The organism is Thermococcus gorgonarius, assembly GCF_002214385.1.
GTDB classification, from domain to species: domain Archaea; phylum Methanobacteriota_B; class Thermococci; order Thermococcales; family Thermococcaceae; genus Thermococcus; species Thermococcus gorgonarius.
In genome coordinates this window covers 1,111,645-1,126,329 of sequence record NZ_CP014855.1, presented here as the reverse complement: position 1 = coordinate 1,126,329, position 14,685 = coordinate 1,111,645, and the positions used below count along the sequence as shown (strand labels likewise).

Annotated in this window: 14 protein-coding genes; 10 read left to right on the top strand and 4 right to left on the bottom strand. The window is 53.2% G+C overall.

Translation table 11 applies throughout. The annotated features are described in order from the left end of the window. Genes A3K92_RS06290 through glmM form a run of 4 tightly spaced genes read left to right on the top strand, consistent with a single transcriptional unit; the run spans position 1 to position 6,959 of the window. Entirely contained in the window at positions 1-3,981 is a 3,981-nt protein-coding gene (locus tag A3K92_RS06290; protein WP_088885453.1) for a glucodextranase DOMON-like domain-containing protein, read from the top strand. Positions 3,982-4,011: 30 nt separating this feature from the next. After that, positions 4,012-5,130 carry an ABC transporter ATP-binding protein gene (locus tag A3K92_RS06285; protein WP_088885452.1) on the top strand — a complete coding sequence of 373 codons (1,119 nt, stop codon included), beginning with the start codon at positions 4,012-4,014 and terminating at the stop codon, positions 5,128-5,130. Positions 5,131-5,163: 33 nt separating this feature from the next. Then, on the top strand, positions 5,164-5,565 hold the full coding sequence (locus A3K92_RS06280) for a UPF0146 family protein (protein WP_088885451.1): 402 nt from the start codon (positions 5,164-5,166) through the stop codon (positions 5,563-5,565). Positions 5,566-5,594: 29 nt separating this feature from the next. After that, on the top strand, positions 5,595-6,959 hold the full coding sequence (glmM, locus tag A3K92_RS06275; protein ID WP_088885450.1) for a phosphoglucosamine mutase: 1,365 nt from the start codon (positions 5,595-5,597) through the stop codon (positions 6,957-6,959). On the opposite strand, the gene A3K92_RS06270 is transcribed toward glmM, so the two are convergent. After that, on the bottom strand, positions 6,937-7,752 hold the full coding sequence (locus A3K92_RS06270; protein WP_088885449.1) for an MBL fold metallo-hydrolase: 816 nt from the start codon (positions 7,750-7,752) through the stop codon (positions 6,937-6,939). The two genes, glmM and A3K92_RS06270, sit on opposite strands and share 23 nt — an antisense overlap. A gap of 306 nt (positions 7,753-8,058) precedes the next feature. Between A3K92_RS06270 and A3K92_RS06265 the strand changes: the two genes are divergently transcribed. From A3K92_RS06265 to A3K92_RS06250, 4 genes are all read left to right on the top strand, one after another. Then, entirely contained in the window at positions 8,059-9,942 is a 1,884-nt protein-coding gene (locus tag A3K92_RS06265) for an OPT family oligopeptide transporter (RefSeq protein WP_088885448.1), read from the top strand. Positions 9,943-9,987: 45 nt separating this feature from the next. Beyond that, on the top strand, positions 9,988-10,323 hold the full coding sequence (locus A3K92_RS06260; RefSeq protein WP_088885447.1) for a PqqD family protein: 336 nt from the start codon (positions 9,988-9,990) through the stop codon (positions 10,321-10,323). 12 nt (positions 10,324-10,335) lie between these two features. Next, on the top strand, positions 10,336-11,604 hold the full coding sequence (locus tag A3K92_RS06255) for a M20 family metallo-hydrolase (protein WP_088885446.1): 1,269 nt from the start codon (positions 10,336-10,338) through the stop codon (positions 11,602-11,604). A 101-nt stretch (positions 11,605-11,705) separates the two neighbouring features. Further along, the gene (locus tag A3K92_RS06250; protein WP_088885445.1) at positions 11,706-12,449 is read left to right on the top strand and encodes an RlmF-related methyltransferase; all 744 of its coding nucleotides are present in this window, start codon (positions 11,706-11,708) and stop codon (positions 12,447-12,449) included. Between the two features lie 38 nt (positions 12,450-12,487). On the opposite strand, the gene A3K92_RS09675 is transcribed toward A3K92_RS06250, so the two are convergent. Beyond that, positions 12,488-12,610 (bottom strand): hypothetical protein, encoded by a 123-nt coding sequence (locus tag A3K92_RS09675; protein ID WP_257789292.1) that lies wholly within the window; start codon positions 12,608-12,610, stop codon positions 12,488-12,490. A gap of 55 nt (positions 12,611-12,665) precedes the next feature. Continuing rightward, on the bottom strand, positions 12,666-12,824 hold the full coding sequence (locus A3K92_RS09415; protein ID WP_157722433.1) for a hypothetical protein: 159 nt from the start codon (positions 12,822-12,824) through the stop codon (positions 12,666-12,668). A gap of 105 nt (positions 12,825-12,929) precedes the next feature. Here A3K92_RS09415 and A3K92_RS06245 point away from each other — a divergent pair, with 105 nt between their 5' ends. Both A3K92_RS06245 and A3K92_RS06240 read left to right on the top strand, forming a co-directional pair. Beyond that, the gene (locus A3K92_RS06245; RefSeq protein ID WP_088885444.1) at positions 12,930-13,148 is read left to right on the top strand and encodes a hypothetical protein; all 219 of its coding nucleotides are present in this window, start codon (positions 12,930-12,932) and stop codon (positions 13,146-13,148) included. Positions 13,149-13,158: 10 nt separating this feature from the next. Beyond that, positions 13,159-13,425, top strand: coding sequence for a type II toxin-antitoxin system RelE family toxin (locus A3K92_RS06240; protein ID WP_088885443.1), 267 nt, complete (start codon positions 13,159-13,161; stop codon positions 13,423-13,425). A 54-nt stretch (positions 13,426-13,479) separates the two neighbouring features. On the opposite strand, the gene A3K92_RS06235 is transcribed toward A3K92_RS06240, so the two are convergent. Then, positions 13,480-14,670 carry a class I SAM-dependent rRNA methyltransferase gene (locus A3K92_RS06235; protein ID WP_088885442.1) on the bottom strand — a complete coding sequence of 397 codons (1,191 nt, stop codon included), beginning with the start codon at positions 14,668-14,670 and terminating at the stop codon, positions 13,480-13,482. Positions 14,671-14,685 lie beyond the last annotated feature (15 nt).

The following is a 14,685-nucleotide window of genomic DNA, read 5'->3' as shown; positions in this document are numbered from 1 at the left end:
ATGAGGAAAATATTTGCCCTTTTCCTTGCTTTTTTGGTGGTTGGAAGCATCGCAGGAGCGAACCTGAAAACCGCTGGGGCGGCCGAGCCAAAGCCACTCAACGTCATAATCGTGTGGCACCAGCATCAGCCCTACTACTACGATCCGGTTCAGGACATCTACACGAGGCCATGGGTCAGACTCCACGCCGCAAACAACTACTGGAAGATGGCCCACTACCTGAGCAAATATCCGGACGTCCACGTGACAATAGACCTCTCTGGTTCTCTCATAGCCCAGCTGGCAGACTACATGAACGGAAAGAAGGACACCTACCAGATAATAACTGAGAAGATAGCCAACGGTGAGCCTCTAACCATTGACGAAAAGTGGTTCATGCTCCAGGCCCCAGGAGGGTTCTTCGACCACACGATACCCTGGAACGGGGAGCCGATAACCGATCCAAACGGCAACCCGATAAGGGACTTCTGGGACAGGTACACCGAGCTGAAAGACAAGATGCTCCAGGCGAAGGCCAAGTACGCCAACCTGCCTCTCGAAGAGCAGAAGGTGGCAGTTACCAAGGAGTTCACCGAGCAGGACTACATTGATTTGGCCGTCCTTTTCAACCTTGCCTGGACGGATTATGGCTACATAATGGACAACCCGAAGCTCAAGGCCCTCTACGACAAGGTTGACAAGGGCGGCTACACCAGGGACGACGTCAAGACCGTCCTCGACGCCCAGATGTGGCTCCTTAACCACACCTTCGAGGAGCACGAGAAGATAAACTACCTCCTCGGCAACGGCAACGTTGAGGTTACCGTCGTCCCCTACGCCCACCCGATAGGGCCGATACTCAACGACTTCGGATGGGAGAGCGACTTCAACGAGCACGTGAAAAAGGCCCACGAGCTTTACGGGGAGTACCTCGGAGGTGGCAGTGTTACCCCGGTTGGCGGCTGGGCAGCCGAGTCAGCTCTCAACGACAAGACCCTCGAGATACTGGCTGAAAACGGCTGGACGTGGGTGATGACCGACCAGCTCGTTCTTGACAGGCTCGGCGTCGAGAAGACCACCGAGAACTACTACAAGCCCTGGGTTGCCGAGTTCAATGGAAAGAAGATATACCTCTTCCCGCGCGATCACGCGCTGAGCGACCGCGTTGGCTTTACCTACGCTGGAATGAACCAGTACCAAGCGGTGGAGGACTTCGTCAACGAGCTCCTTAAGATACAGAAGGAGAACTACGATGGATCGCTCGTTTACGTCGTTACCCTCGACGGCGAGAACCCGTGGGAGCACTACCCCTACGACGGCAGGTTATTCCTTAACGAGCTCTACAAGAAGCTTGAGGAGCTCCAGAAGGCCGGCCTGATAAGGACGGTTACGCCGAGCGAGTACATCAAGCTCTACGGGGAGAAGGCCAACAAGCTCACCCCCAAGATGATGGAGAGGCTTGACCTCACCGGGGACAAGGTAGAGGCCCTCCTCAAGGCCCAGAGCCTCGGGGAGCTCTACGACATGGTCGGCGTTAAGGAGGAGATGCAGTGGCCAGAGTCGAGCTGGATAGACGGCACGCTCTCGACATGGATAGGCGAGCCCCAGGAGAACTACGGCTGGTACTGGCTGTACCTCGCGAGAAAGACCCTCATGGAGAACAAGGCCAAGATGAGTTCCGAGGAGTGGGAGAAGGCTTACGAGTATCTACTCCGCGCGGAGGCCAGTGACTGGTTCTGGTGGTACGGAAGCGACCAGGACAGCGGACAGGACTACAGCTTTGACCGTTACTTCAAGACTTACCTCTACGAGATGTACAGGCTCGCGGGAGTTAAGCCGCCGAGTTACCTCTACGGAAACTACTTCCCCGACGGCGAGCCCTACACCACCAGGGCCCTTGATGGTCTGAAGAAGGGCGAAACGAAGAGTTATTCGAGCCTTTCTCCGGTAGCGGAGGGAGTTGACGTCTACTTCGATGACGATGGAATTCACTTCGTCGTGAAGGGTAGCCTAGATGAGTTCGAGGTCAGCATCTGGGAGAAGGACAGGAGGATGGGTAACACCTTCACACTGCTCCAAGAGAGGCCGAGCGAGCTGAGGTACTCCCTCTTCCCGTTCTCTGCCGACAGTGTTGGCCTGCTGATAACCAAGCACATGGTTTACAGGGACGGAAAGGCGGAAATCTACAACGCCACCGACTACGAGAACAGCGAGAAGCTAGGGGACCTCGAAGCTAAGAAGGTCGAAGGAGGTGTTGAGGTAGTTCTGCCGTTCAAGTACCTCGCCAACCCGAGCGACTTCTACTTCGCAGTCTCCACAGTGAAGGACGGGAAGCTTGAGGTCATAAGCACACCGGTTGAGCTCAAACTGCCCACACAGGTCAAGGGCGTTGTTCTGGCCGACATGGAGGATCCGGAAGGCGATGACCACGGGCCGGGAACCTACACCTACCCGACTGACGCCGTCTTCAAGCCCGGCGTCTTCGACCTCCTGCGCTTCAGGCTCCTCGAGCAGACGGACAGCTACGTGATGGAGTTCTACTTCAAGGATCTCGGGGGCAACCCGTGGAATGGTCCGAACGGTTTCAGCCTCCAGATAATCGAGGTCTACCTCGACTTCAAGGACGGAGGGAACACGAGTGCCATAAAGATGTTCCCAGACGGGCCGGGAAGCAACGTTAACCTCGACCCAGAGCACCCATGGGACGTGGCGTTTAGAATTGCCGGTTGGGACTATGGCAACCTGATAATCCTCGCCAACGGGACCGTTATTCAGGGGGAAATGCAGATCAGCGCTGACCCGACGAGGAACGCGATAGTCGTCAAAGTTCCCAAGAAGTACATCCAGATAAACGAGGACTACGGCCTCTGGGGAGACGTCCTCACGGGAAGCCAAGACGGTTACGGGCCTGACAAGTGGAGGCCCGTGGCGGTTGAGGCAGAGCAGTGGAAGCTCGGTGGCGCTGATCCAGATGCGGTAATCGCTGGTGTTGCCCCAAGGGTCGTTGATGAGCTCGTTCCTCCGGGCTTTAAGCCGACTCAGGAGGAACAGCTCAAGAGCTACGACACCAAGAACGGCAAGCTCGCGACGGTCAGGGCAATACCACTCCTCAAGCAGGGCATAGTGGTTAAAGACCCGGAGGGAGATGACCACGGGCCGGGAACCTACACCTATCCGACCGACCAGGTCTTCGTCCCAGGTCACCTCGACCTGCTCAAGTTCAAGATGGCCGAAGGCGATGACGCTTGGACGCTGGAGTTCTACTTCAAGGATCTCGGGGGCAACCCGTGGAATGGTCCGAACGGTTTCAGCCTCCAGATAATCGAGGTCTACCTCGACTTCAAGGACGGAGGGAACACGAGTGCCATAAAGATGTTCCCAGACGGGCCGGGAAGCAACGTTAACCTAGATCCAACTCATCCGTGGGACATCGCCCTGAGAATAGCGGGATGGGACTACGGCAACCTGATAGTGCTTCCGAACGGAACGGCGATACAGGGAGAGATGCAGATCAGTGCAGACCCGACGAGGAACGCGATAGTGGTTAAGCTTCCGAAGAAATATTTGCCCGAGGTAAACGACTACGGGCTTTATGCAGCAGTTCTCGTTGGTTCTCAGGATGGGTATGGACCAGACAAGTGGAGGCCCGTGGCGGTTGAGGCTGAGCAGTGGAAGCTCGGTGGCGCTGATCCAGATGCGGTAATCGCTGGAGTTGCTCCAAGGGTTGTTGATGAGCTCGTTCCACCCGACTTCAAGCCGACTCAAGAGGAGCAGCTCAAGAGCTACGATACCAAGAACGGCAGGCTCGCTACCGTGCTCATGATACCCTTAGTCAAGGGAACCGGCGGAGAGCAGGGTGGAGGAGCCCCAACCCAGACATCCACCACTTCAACGACTACCACCACGACGACTACTACGACCAAGGGCAAGAGTGGAATCTGCGGTCCGGCGGCTTTAATTGCCCTCGTGGTAGTGCCGCTCCTCCTCAGAAGGAGGCGCTGACTCCCCTTTCAAATTTTTGAGGTGATGGGTATGGCTGAAGTGAGGCTCATTAACGTGTGGAAGCAGTTTGGTGACTTTACCGCGGTCAAGAACATGAACCTCCACATAAAGGATGGGGAGTTCATGATACTCCTCGGGCCGAGCGGTTGCGGTAAAACAACAACCCTGAGAATGATAGCTGGCCTTGAGGAGCCCACAAAGGGTCAGATCTATATAGGAGATACCCTTGTTGCGGATCCTGAAAAAGGGGTCTTCGTTCCTCCCAAGGACAGGGACATCGCGATGGTTTTCCAGAGCTACGCTCTCTATCCACACATGACGGTTTATGACAACATCGCTTTTCCCCTGAAACTCAGGAAAGTTCCCAAGGATGAAATCGACAGGCGCGTTAGAGAAGTTGCCGAGATGCTCGGCTTGACTGAACTTCTAAACAGGAAGCCGAGAGAGCTGAGCGGTGGTCAGAGACAGAGGGTTGCACTTGGAAGGGCCATAGTTCGGAAACCGAGGGTATTCCTGATGGATGAGCCTCTCAGTAACCTTGACGCAAAGCTCAGGGTGAAAATGCGTGCCGAGCTTAAGAAACTTCAGAGGCAGCTTGGGGTTACAACCATCTACGTTACCCACGATCAGGTCGAGGCAATGACGATGGGCGACAGGATAGCGGTCATAAACGCTGGGGAACTCCAGCAGGTCGGAACGCCGGAGGAAGTCTATGACAAACCCGCAAACACATTCGTGGCAGGGTTCATTGGTTCGCCGCCTATGAATTTTATGGATGCAACCGTCACAGAAGACGGGTTCGCAGACTTCGGCGAGTTCCGCCTGAAGTTCCTTCCGGATCAGTTTGAAGTCCTTGAGGAGAAGAACTACGTTGGAAAGGACGTAATCTTTGGCATCAGACCGGAGGACATATACGATGCCCTGTTTGCCCAGGTGAAGATACCGGGGGAGAACATGGCCAGGGCTATGGTGGACATAATCGAGAACCTCGGTGGAGAAAAGATAGTTCACCTGAGAGTTGAGGACGTGACCTTTGTAGGCAAATTCCCAGCGGAGTCAAGGGTTCAGGAAGGCCAGGAAGTGGATGTGGTCTTTGATATGAGAAAAGCCCACGTCTTTGATAAGGCCACTGGAAAGGCCGTCTTCTGAAACTTTTTTAAGCTCTTTCTCAATTTTTATCCCATGCCCCTCAAAGACTTTGCAGATTTCATCGCCTCCAGGGTTCCCGGCGGAAAGGTAGTCGAGATTGGAATAGGTTTCCAGTTTAAGGTTGCCCTTAGGTTGAAGGAGCTCGGCTTCGACGTTCTGGCGGTGGACTGGAACGAGAAATCGGTTGAGGCCGCTAGGAAGGCTGGAATAAATGCCTTTAGAGACGATGTCTTTAATCCCGAACTCGGGCTTTACAAAGGGGCAAAGGCCGTCTACTCTGTGAGACCTACCCCTGAGATAGTGGGTGCGATTCTGGATCTGGGCAACGTTCTGGGGGTTCCCGTCTTTATCCTGCCCCTGAGCGGTGATACCATGCCCAAGGGTATGAAGCTTGTGAATTTTAGGGGTCTCGCTATCTACGTAAAAAATATTTAAGCTATTCTCAATTTGTTCCCGGTGGTGGTATGAGGCTCTTTGGAACCGCTGGCATTAGAGGGATGCTTTGGAAGAAAGTTGCCCCTGAACTGGCGCTTAAAGTTGGAATGGCCATCGGAACGTACAAAACCGGAAGAGCTGTTGTTGCCAGAGACGGCAGAACCTCAAGCGTCATGCTGAAGAGCGCGCTCATTTCCGGCCTTCTCGCAAGCGGAATGGAAGTTCTCGATGCAGACCTCATTCCAACCCCTGCCCTGGCATGGGCGACGAGGGAGCACGGTGACGCTGGGGTCATGATTACGGCAAGCCACAACCCGCCGACCGACAACGGAATAAAGGTCTTCAACGGGGACGGAACGGAGTTCTACGTGGAGCAGGAGAGGGAGCTCGAGGAGATAATCTTTTCCGGAAACTTTAGAAAGGCAGAGTGGAACGAAATAAAATCTCTTAGGAGTTTGGACGTCATTACAGATTACATCGGTGCAGTTCTCGACTTCGTTAATCACGAAACAAGCCTTAAGGTTCTTTACGACGGTGCAAACGGGGTTGGAAGTTTGGTTGCTCCCTACCTGCTCAGGGAGATGGGCGCGACGGTTTTCAGCATTAACGCCCACGTTGATGGCCACTTCCCGGGCAGGAAGCCCGAACCAAGGTACGAAAACATAGCATATCTCGGAAAACTAGTAAGGGAACTCGGTGTTGATCTGGCCATAGCCCAGGACGGCGACGCTGACAGGATAGCGGTTTTCGACGAGAATGGAAACTATATTGACGAGGATACTGTAATAGCGCTATTCGCCAAGCTGTATGTGGAAGAGCACGGCGGTGGAACTGTCGTTACGTCGATAAACACCGGTTCCCGGATAGACGAGGTCGTCGAAAAAGCGGGCGGAAAAGTCGTTCGCGTCCCCCTCGGCCAGCCCCACGACGGGATAAAACGCTATAAAGCAATCTTTGCCGGCGAGCCCTGGAAACTGGTTCACCCGAAATTTGGCCCTTGGATTGACAGCTTTGTGACGATGGGTCTCCTGCTCAAAATAATAGACGAGGAAGGCCCGCTTTCTAAGATAGTGGCCGAAAACATTCCGACTTACTACATCAGAAAGGCCAACGTTGCCTGCCCAGACGAGCTGAAGGAAAAAGTTGTCGAAAACTCTGCCAAGAAGCTTAAGGAGAAACTTGGAGAAGAGATCGGAGAAGTTCTCACTATTTCTGGTTACCGCTTCAATCTCAGAGACCGCTCGTGGGTTCTCGTCAGGCCGAGCGGAACCGAGCCGAAGATAAGGGTCGTCGTCGAAGGGCCGACCGAAAAAAGGAGGGACGAGCTCTTCGAGATGGCTTACACGATAGTAAAAGAAGAAGTTGAAAAGCTCAAACGAACCTCGCGGGCCTGAGAGTCCTCACGGCTATCTCCTTCTTGTTTATCATTACTTTGAATCCTTCCTTCGCTACGTAAGTTTTGACTCCGGTGATGTTTTCGATGTACTTGGCCTCCTTGTAGGGGTTGGCGAAGTGCATCTTCATTCCTATGTGGCTCATTATCAGGACTTCTGGTTTTCTCTCCATGCTCTTGAGCATCTCTACGGCATCGTCAGTGCTGAGGTGGTACGGAATGCCCATGTCCCTCGGCCGGGTTATGGCTGCAATCAAAACTCTCGCCCCGTCGTGCCATCTGACGAGCTCATCGAAGTAGGCCGTATCGGGTATGTACGAGATGTCGCCGTAGGCAGTTTTCATCCTAAATCCAATTGTGGTGGGGTCAGAGTGCTTTGAGGGGGTTATTATTAGTTCCTCGTCCCCTATAGAGATTTTGCTCCCCGGTTCCGGTATGTGAACGCTTTCCAGGACGTTGATATGATACTGACTTATCGCAGGCGTGTGCTCTTCGTCGCCGTAGACGACGCTTTTGGACGCTATCAGTGTCCCCCTCTTCTTGAGAGCCCCGCCAGTCATAGCTTCAACCATGACCTCGAGGTCGTTGCAGTGGTCGACGTGCCTGTGGGAGACGAAGACTGCATCGAGCTTCCTTGGGTCGAGCTTGTAGCGCCAGCTCCTAACCAGAGCCCCTGGCCCGGGGTCAACGTAGATGTTCCTGCTGGCCCTTATGTGGAAACCCCCCGTGGAGCGGAACTGCGTTATAGTTATGAACCTCCCGCCGCCGCTCCCGAGGAATGTTATCTCGATCACTGACTCACCTCCATTCCCTTTGCGGACGTAGGAATATCACCTTCCACCGTATATAAGGGCATTGGCCGAGGAGTATCGCTGGAAAAAGTGGGCATCTATGTATGAAAATGCTGATTCATGAATTGTTAGATCAACATGCTGTTATATTTATTCTGAGTAGTATTGGGCGGATATGTTGTTGTAGCATCTTGTTGCAAATGTCCATAACGAGTAGTGCAAGCATTATGGTAGCTCAGTTTACGAAACGTTTTTCAACCCAAAACACGGAGATATTTATGCTTTTCAAATTTCGGGAGGTGAATAAAAGTGGAGTTCAAACCTTACATACCCCCTGAAAAATCCCTGCCGGAGTACACCGTTAAGGCGTTTGTGCTCGGCGTTGTGCTCTCGATTGTAATGGGTGCGGCAAACGCCTACCTCGGAATGTACGCCGGTATGACAGTCAGCGCCAGCATCCCTGCGGCTGTTATATCGATGGCAATACTCTTTGCCTTCAAAGACAGGAACATCCTCGAGAACAACATGGTACAGACGGCGGCTTCCGCCGGTGAGTCCCTCGCGGCTGGAGTCATCTTCACGTTCCCGGCCCTCGTGGTGCTCGAATATTACACGACCTTCCCATACTACATAGTTACCATAATAGCGGCCCTCGGCGGTTCCCTTGGTGCCCTCTTCACTGTAGTTCTTAGGAGGGCATTCATAGTAGAGGAGAAGCTCCCCTATCCTGAGGGTACTGCGTGTGCTGAAGTCCTTATCGCGGGAGACAAAGGCGGAAGCCACGCAAAGCCTATCTTCTTGGGTGGTCTCTTTGGTGCAGTCTACAAGCTCCTGGGAAGCATAGGCGTCTGGAAAGGAACGCTTGAGAGCGCCAAGTTCTTTGGAAAGAGGGTCTTCTACTTCGGAAGCGACCTCTCGGCTGCCCTTATAAGCGTCGGCTACATCGTCGGCCTCAACATAGCTTTCCTCGTCTTCCTTGGCGGTGCCATCGCCTGGTTCATAGCCATTCCTATCTACGCGGCCAAGACGGGTAACCCCGATGGCCTGAGCGCCATAGACCTCGCCTGGACCATCTGGAGCACCAAGATCAGGTACATGGGTGTCGGTGCAATGGTCGTCGGCGGCCTCTGGAGCCTTATCAAGCTCAGGGGGCCAATATCGAGGGGCATCAGAGCTGGACTTGAGGCGGCCAAGCACAGACAGGCCGGAGGAACCCTTCCCAGAACCGAGGAGGACTTACCGCTTAACTACGTCCTGATGCTCATAGCGGCCTTCGTGATTCCACTGTTCCTTCTCTATGCCCACATCCTTGACTCAATAGGGATTGCGGCAATAATGGCAGTCATAATGCTCATCCTCGGCTTCTTCGGAAGCGCGATAGCCGGCTACCTCGCGGGTGTCGTTGGTTCATCGAACAACCCCGTCTCGGGAATCACCATCATGAGCCTCCTCTTCACGGCCCTCATCCTCAAGGCCCTCGGCCTCTCTGGCACTGAGGGGATGGTGGCTACAATTCTCGTGGCAGCGGTAGTGTGTACAGCAGCCGCTATAGCGGGAGACACCATGCAGGATCTCGCCACAGGTTACCTCGTCGGTGCGACCCCCAAGAGGCAGCAGGTCTTTGAGGTCATTGGTGTCTTCGCGGCGGCCTTTGTTATGGCCCCTGTGCTCAACCTTCTAATCCAGGCCTATGGTATAGAAGGAACCCCAACGGCCAAAGAGAACGCTCTCGCGGCCCCGCAGGCATTCCTCATGGCCAAGGTTACACAGGGTGTTTTCGAGGGAACCCTTGAATGGAATATGGTCTTCATCGGTGCAGGCATAGCGGTTGTTCTCATAATCCTCGACGAGATACTCGCAAAGATGGGCTCAAAATTCAGAACCCCTGTCATGCCAGTTGCAGTTGGCATATACCTCCCGCTCGAACTCGGTGTTCCAATACTCCTCGGAGGTATCGCAAGGTACGCAGTTGACAGGGCTACTAAAAGGAAAGAGGGCGTCACTGACGCGGGAACCCTCGGTGCTGCTGGGCTTATAGCCGGCGAGGCACTCATGGGAATAATCTTCGCGGGACTAATAGTTGCAGACGTCGCGCCGTCAGTTACGACGACCTTCGTGGGCAATGTCATAGGCGTCGTCTTCCTCCTTGGCCTCCTCGGCTGGCTATACAACATCGGCAAGAACAGCAAGTAAATTTTTTCTTCCATTTATTTTTGAGCAATCTACGGGGGAAAGGGTGTGGAGGAGTATCTTAACCTTGTCCCAGCGCGCAACGAGAAAGTTCAACTCAGGAAGATCGAGGGAAAATACTACCTCCTCGTCCCCATGGAGTCGAAGCTCGACTTCTTGGCTAGAAAGCTTCACGGAGACTACAGGAGGATAGAGCTCGACGAAATAGGGGCATACATCTGGGAGCTCTGCGATGGCAGAAGAACCATCGGGGAGATAGGAAAGGCTCTGAAGGCGCGCTTCGGGGAGGAAGTTGAGCCCCTCTACGAGCGCCTAGTGACGTTTCTTTTAGAGCTGAGGAAAAGGTATCTGGTTGAGTTTAAAAGGGCTGGCGATATATTCTAGGTGGTGATTGAAATGAACGAAACCCTTGAGAGGGTCACTCAGGAGATCGAAAACCTCCGGGACGACATGGTGAGAACGCTCGTTGAACTGATCAGCATCCCCGCTATAAGTCCCGACTATGGCGGAGAGGGCGAATACGACAAGGCCCAGAAGCTCCTCGAGATAATCAGGGACTGGCCCTTCGACAAGGTGGAAGTCTACAATGCCCCTGACGAAAGGGCCAAGAACGGCGTCAGGCCGAGCATCTTGGCCTACTACTACGGCGAAAAAGGTGAGGAGAGCGATAGGCTGTGGATTCTAACGCATCTCGACGTGGTTCCGCCGGGGGATTTGAGCAAGTGGACGGTTACCGAGCCGTTTAAGCCCCTCATAAAGGACGAAAAGGTCTATGGCAGGGGAAGCGAGGACAACGGCCAGAGCCTCGTCGCTTCCCTTTATGCCGTTAAAGCCATGATGAACCTCGGGATAAGGCCGAAGAGAACCCTAATCCTGGCCTTCGTCAGCGACGAGGAAACTGGAAGTCACTACGGCGTCGAGTGGCTGATAAAGAACCACCCAGAGCTCTTTAGGAAGGATGACCTCGTTTTAGTTCCCGATGGAGGAAACGAGGATGGAACCTTCATTGAGGTAGCGGAGAAGAGCATACTCTGGTTCAAGCTCAAGGTCAGGGGGAAGCAGGTTCACGCGAGCATGCCCGATAAGGGCCTCAACGCCCACCGAGTAGCGCTCGACCTCGCCTATCATCTTGACGGGTTCCTGCACGAGAAGTATTCCAAGAGAGACGAGCTATTCGAGCCGCCTGAGAGCACCTTTGAACCTACCATGGTCAAGAATCCGGCAGATAGTCCGAACATAGCGCCCGGAGAGCACGAGGTGGTCTTCGACTGCAGGGTTCTGCCCGACTACAGCCTCGACGAAATCCTCGGAGACGTTGAAAGGCTCGCCAAAGAAGTAACGGAGAAATATAAGAAAGAGATCGATGGGAAAATCCTTCCGGAGATAGACGTTGAGGTTCTCCAGAGGCTGGACGCCCCTGCTCCAACTGATCCAGACAGTGAGATCGTTAGGCTCCTCAAGGAGGCAATCAAGAGACTAAGGGGCAAAGATGCTAAAGTCGGGGGAATAGGCGGTGGAACTTTCGCAGCATTCTTCAGGAAGCTCGGCATTCCCGCCGTCGTCTGGGCGACCATCGATGAGATGGCCCACCAGCCCAACGAGTACGCGAAGATTGACAACATGGTGGAAGATGCCAAGGTGATGGCTGCTTTGGCACTTCTGTGAGCTTTTCTTTTCCGCGTGCTTCGTTTTTCACAATGGCTCTTCATGGGCAGACTGGTGAATCCGAAGGGGTGAGCTTTTAAATTTCTCTCCCAACCTTTTCCATGCCACTCTGGAAGGACGGAAAGCTTGGACTGCCGATTAGGGAGGTCATCAAGCTCTTCCCCGAGCTTGAAAAATACCTCGACGACCGTGGAAAGCTCGACTTCTCGAACAGGGAAGCGAGAATACTCTACAACAGGACTGTAGCCAAAGCCCTCTTTGGACTCGATATTGAGTATCATCCAAGGGGCCTCGTCACGACCCCTGTTTCCCGCTACCTGTTCCTCAAGACGTTCCTCCGGGGAGGGGAGAAGGTCTTAGAGATTGGAACCGGGCACACTGCCTTAATGGCCCTTATGGCGGAAAAGATATTCAACTGCAAGGTTACCGCGACCGAGCTCGATGATGAGTTTTTTGAGTATGCCAAGAGAAACATTGAAATGAACCGTGCGAAGGTGAGGCTCATCAAGAGTGACGGAGGAATAATCCTCGGAGTGGTTCCAGAAGGTAAGAGGTTTGACGTTATCTTCTCCGCCCCGCCCTACTATGAGGTACCTACAAGGGGCGTTTTAACGGAAAGGGAAGGCGTTGGAGGAGGCAAATATGGCGAAGGATTCTCGGTGAGGTTGATAGAGGAGGCGCTTGACTATTTGAAGCCTGGTGGAAAGGTGGCACTCTTCCTCCCCGACAAGGAGCCGCTGATAAGGGCAATAACGGAAAAGGGAAAGGAACTGGGCTACGCAGTAAGGGATGTCCGCTTCAAGGCCGGAACCCGGTGGAGGCACAGCCTGATTTTAGTGCTTTAGGGACTCAGACCGTGGGCGTCTCAGCACTCACGCCGGTCTCAGAGGAGGTGCTTTCTCCTCATCGTCCCGTGGCCATTCTTTCCCGCAACGATTATTAGTCCGGATGAAAACAACCCGTGTTTTTGATCCGGAATATCCGTATAAACCTCAAGGACTTTCATATTTCTGTTTTTTAGCATTTCTATTGGCTTGTGAAGCGGATATGGCTTCATGTTGTTATAAGAGGTTCATTAGTCCTTCTCTCGTGACTTCAATGGTGATGCGGCCTGTGTAGGGCTCAAAGGAGTTCACTTGCGAGGAGTATTTTGCGTGCTTCTCCGCTGTAAGGGTATCAAAGATGGTCTCACCGTATTCTATGGGGGTTACGCGTACCACACTAAAATGCTTTTCTGCCGGGGTTAAGATGAACCAATCGAGGGATGCCCTTGAAAGGCTCGCAAGGTTTAAGTTTTGAAAACCCAATTTTGGTTGGGTGGTTTAATGGGAGAGAGCATTAACATTTCCCTAATACTCCGTGATATTCAGCTCATGAGGAAAAAACTGGATGAGATAGAGGAAGAGCTGCTCAAGTTAAAGATTGGTGAGCTCGAGGAGGAGGAAGTAAGCGAAGAGGAACTCGAGGAGCTTGAGAGACTTTCCAAAGAAACCCTGAAGAACGGAGTCCCCTGGGAAGAAGCTAAAAAGGAACTGGGCCTTTGAGGTGCCCCCAATGGCTTACGAGGTTCTCGTTCACAGGGACGTTCTGAAGAAGCTCAAGGATGCTCCCGAAAGCGTGCGTGAAAAATTTAGGGAGCTGGCCGAAGAGCTTAGGTTTAACCCCATTCCCTCCGAAAAGTTCGACGTCAAAAAGCTTAGGGGAAGGGAAAACACATTCAGGGTTAGGTTGGGCGACTATCGAGTTATCTATGAACTCCAGAGAAAGAAACTTCTTATCCTGATAATCAAGTTTGGAAAGCGCGAGAATGTGTACAAATAGCTTTTGTTTCCACCAATGATTTCTCCAAATGCTAAAAGGAAAAGGAGCTTTTGCTCACTTCATATCCTCAACATAGAGGAAGAGCGCCTTCAGGTATTCCGTGTCCTTTGAGGCCATCAGTATCGGGTGGTCCGGGGCCTGTGTCCTGTAAGGCTCGAGCATCTTGAGGAACTTTCCGGCCTTAGCGGCCGCGGCAATGACCATGTCCTTGAAGGTCTGCATGTCAACGTGCTGGGAGCAGGAAGCTGTCACGAGTATTCCCCCCTCCTTGACGAGCTGAAGGCCGGCGTAGTTCACGTTGAAGTAGGCCCTTAATCCGCGCTTGAGGTCCTTCTCGTGCTGGACGAATGCGGGGGGATCGAGGATTACTATATCGAACTTCTCGCCCTTCTTTATCATCTCTTCCATGACCGGGAAGGCTGAACCAACTATGTACTTCATCTTGTCCTCGACGCCGTTCAGTTTTGCGTTTTCCTTGACCATGTTGATGGCCCAGGGTGACTTGTCCACCGCGACGACTTCATCAGCCCCTGCAACGGCTGCATGGATAGCGAAACCGCCCGTATACGTGAAAACGTCCAGAACGCGCATTCCCGGCTTGACGTACTTCTCCAAAGCGATTCTATTCTCCCTCTGATCGAGGAAGAAGCCGGTCTTCTGCCCGCGCATGTCAACTATGAACTTTGCTTTGCCCTCCTCTATTATGGTGCGATACTTCTCCTTTCCTAGGAGGACGCGTTCTATCTCCGGTAGACCTTCCCTCCTCCTAGATCTTCCAGTGTTCTTCTCGAAGACGGTCTCGATTTCGGGTTCAACCTCCATTATTGCCTCCGCAACGTCGAGCTTGAACCTCTCCATCCCAACGCTTGAAATCTGGAGCGATGCTATCTCGTTGAAGCGGTCAACTATCAGGCCTGGCAGGTAATCAGCCTCGCCATAGACCATGCGGTAAGCTTTATCGTAGCCAAGAACCTTCTTCCTGTACTCGTTGGCCTTCCTGATTCTTTCGCGGAAGAGGTCCTTGTTTATCTCGGTCTCCCTGTCCTTGGTAACTAGCCTGACCATTATGTTAGAGTTGGGGTTGACGAAGCCCCTCCCAAGGAACTTGCCCCCTCTAGTGTAGACTTCAACGATATCACCCGGTTCAAAGTCACCTTCAGTTCTCACAACTCCCTTTTTGAAGACTATCATCGCGCCTTTGCCTATAGCCCTCGCCGCTTGAGCGTCAACGATTACCCTCGCCATAGTTACCACCAGTGG

Coding starts and splice junctions, on each gene's coding strand:
- A3K92_RS06290 (WP_088885453.1), top strand. CDS start 1: ATGAGGAAAATATTTGCCCTTTTCCTTGCTTTTTTGGTGGTTGGAAGC.
- A3K92_RS06285 (WP_088885452.1), top strand. CDS start 4,012: ATGGCTGAAGTGAGGCTCATTAACGTGTGGAAGCAGTTTGGTGACTTT.
- A3K92_RS06280 (WP_088885451.1), top strand. CDS start 5,164: ATGCCCCTCAAAGACTTTGCAGATTTCATCGCCTCCAGGGTTCCCGGC.
- glmM (WP_088885450.1), top strand. CDS start 5,595: ATGAGGCTCTTTGGAACCGCTGGCATTAGAGGGATGCTTTGGAAGAAA.
- A3K92_RS06255 (WP_088885446.1), top strand. CDS start 10,336: ATGAACGAAACCCTTGAGAGGGTCACTCAGGAGATCGAAAACCTCCGG.
- A3K92_RS06250 (WP_088885445.1), top strand. CDS start 11,706: ATGCCACTCTGGAAGGACGGAAAGCTTGGACTGCCGATTAGGGAGGTC.
- A3K92_RS09675 (WP_257789292.1), bottom strand. CDS start 12,610: ATGAAAGTCCTTGAGGTTTATACGGATATTCCGGATCAAAAACACGGG.
- A3K92_RS06245 (WP_088885444.1), top strand. CDS start 12,930: ATGGGAGAGAGCATTAACATTTCCCTAATACTCCGTGATATTCAGCTC.
- A3K92_RS06240 (WP_088885443.1), top strand. CDS start 13,159: ATGGCTTACGAGGTTCTCGTTCACAGGGACGTTCTGAAGAAGCTCAAG.
- A3K92_RS06235 (WP_088885442.1), bottom strand. CDS start 14,670: ATGGCGAGGGTAATCGTTGACGCTCAAGCGGCGAGGGCTATAGGCAAA.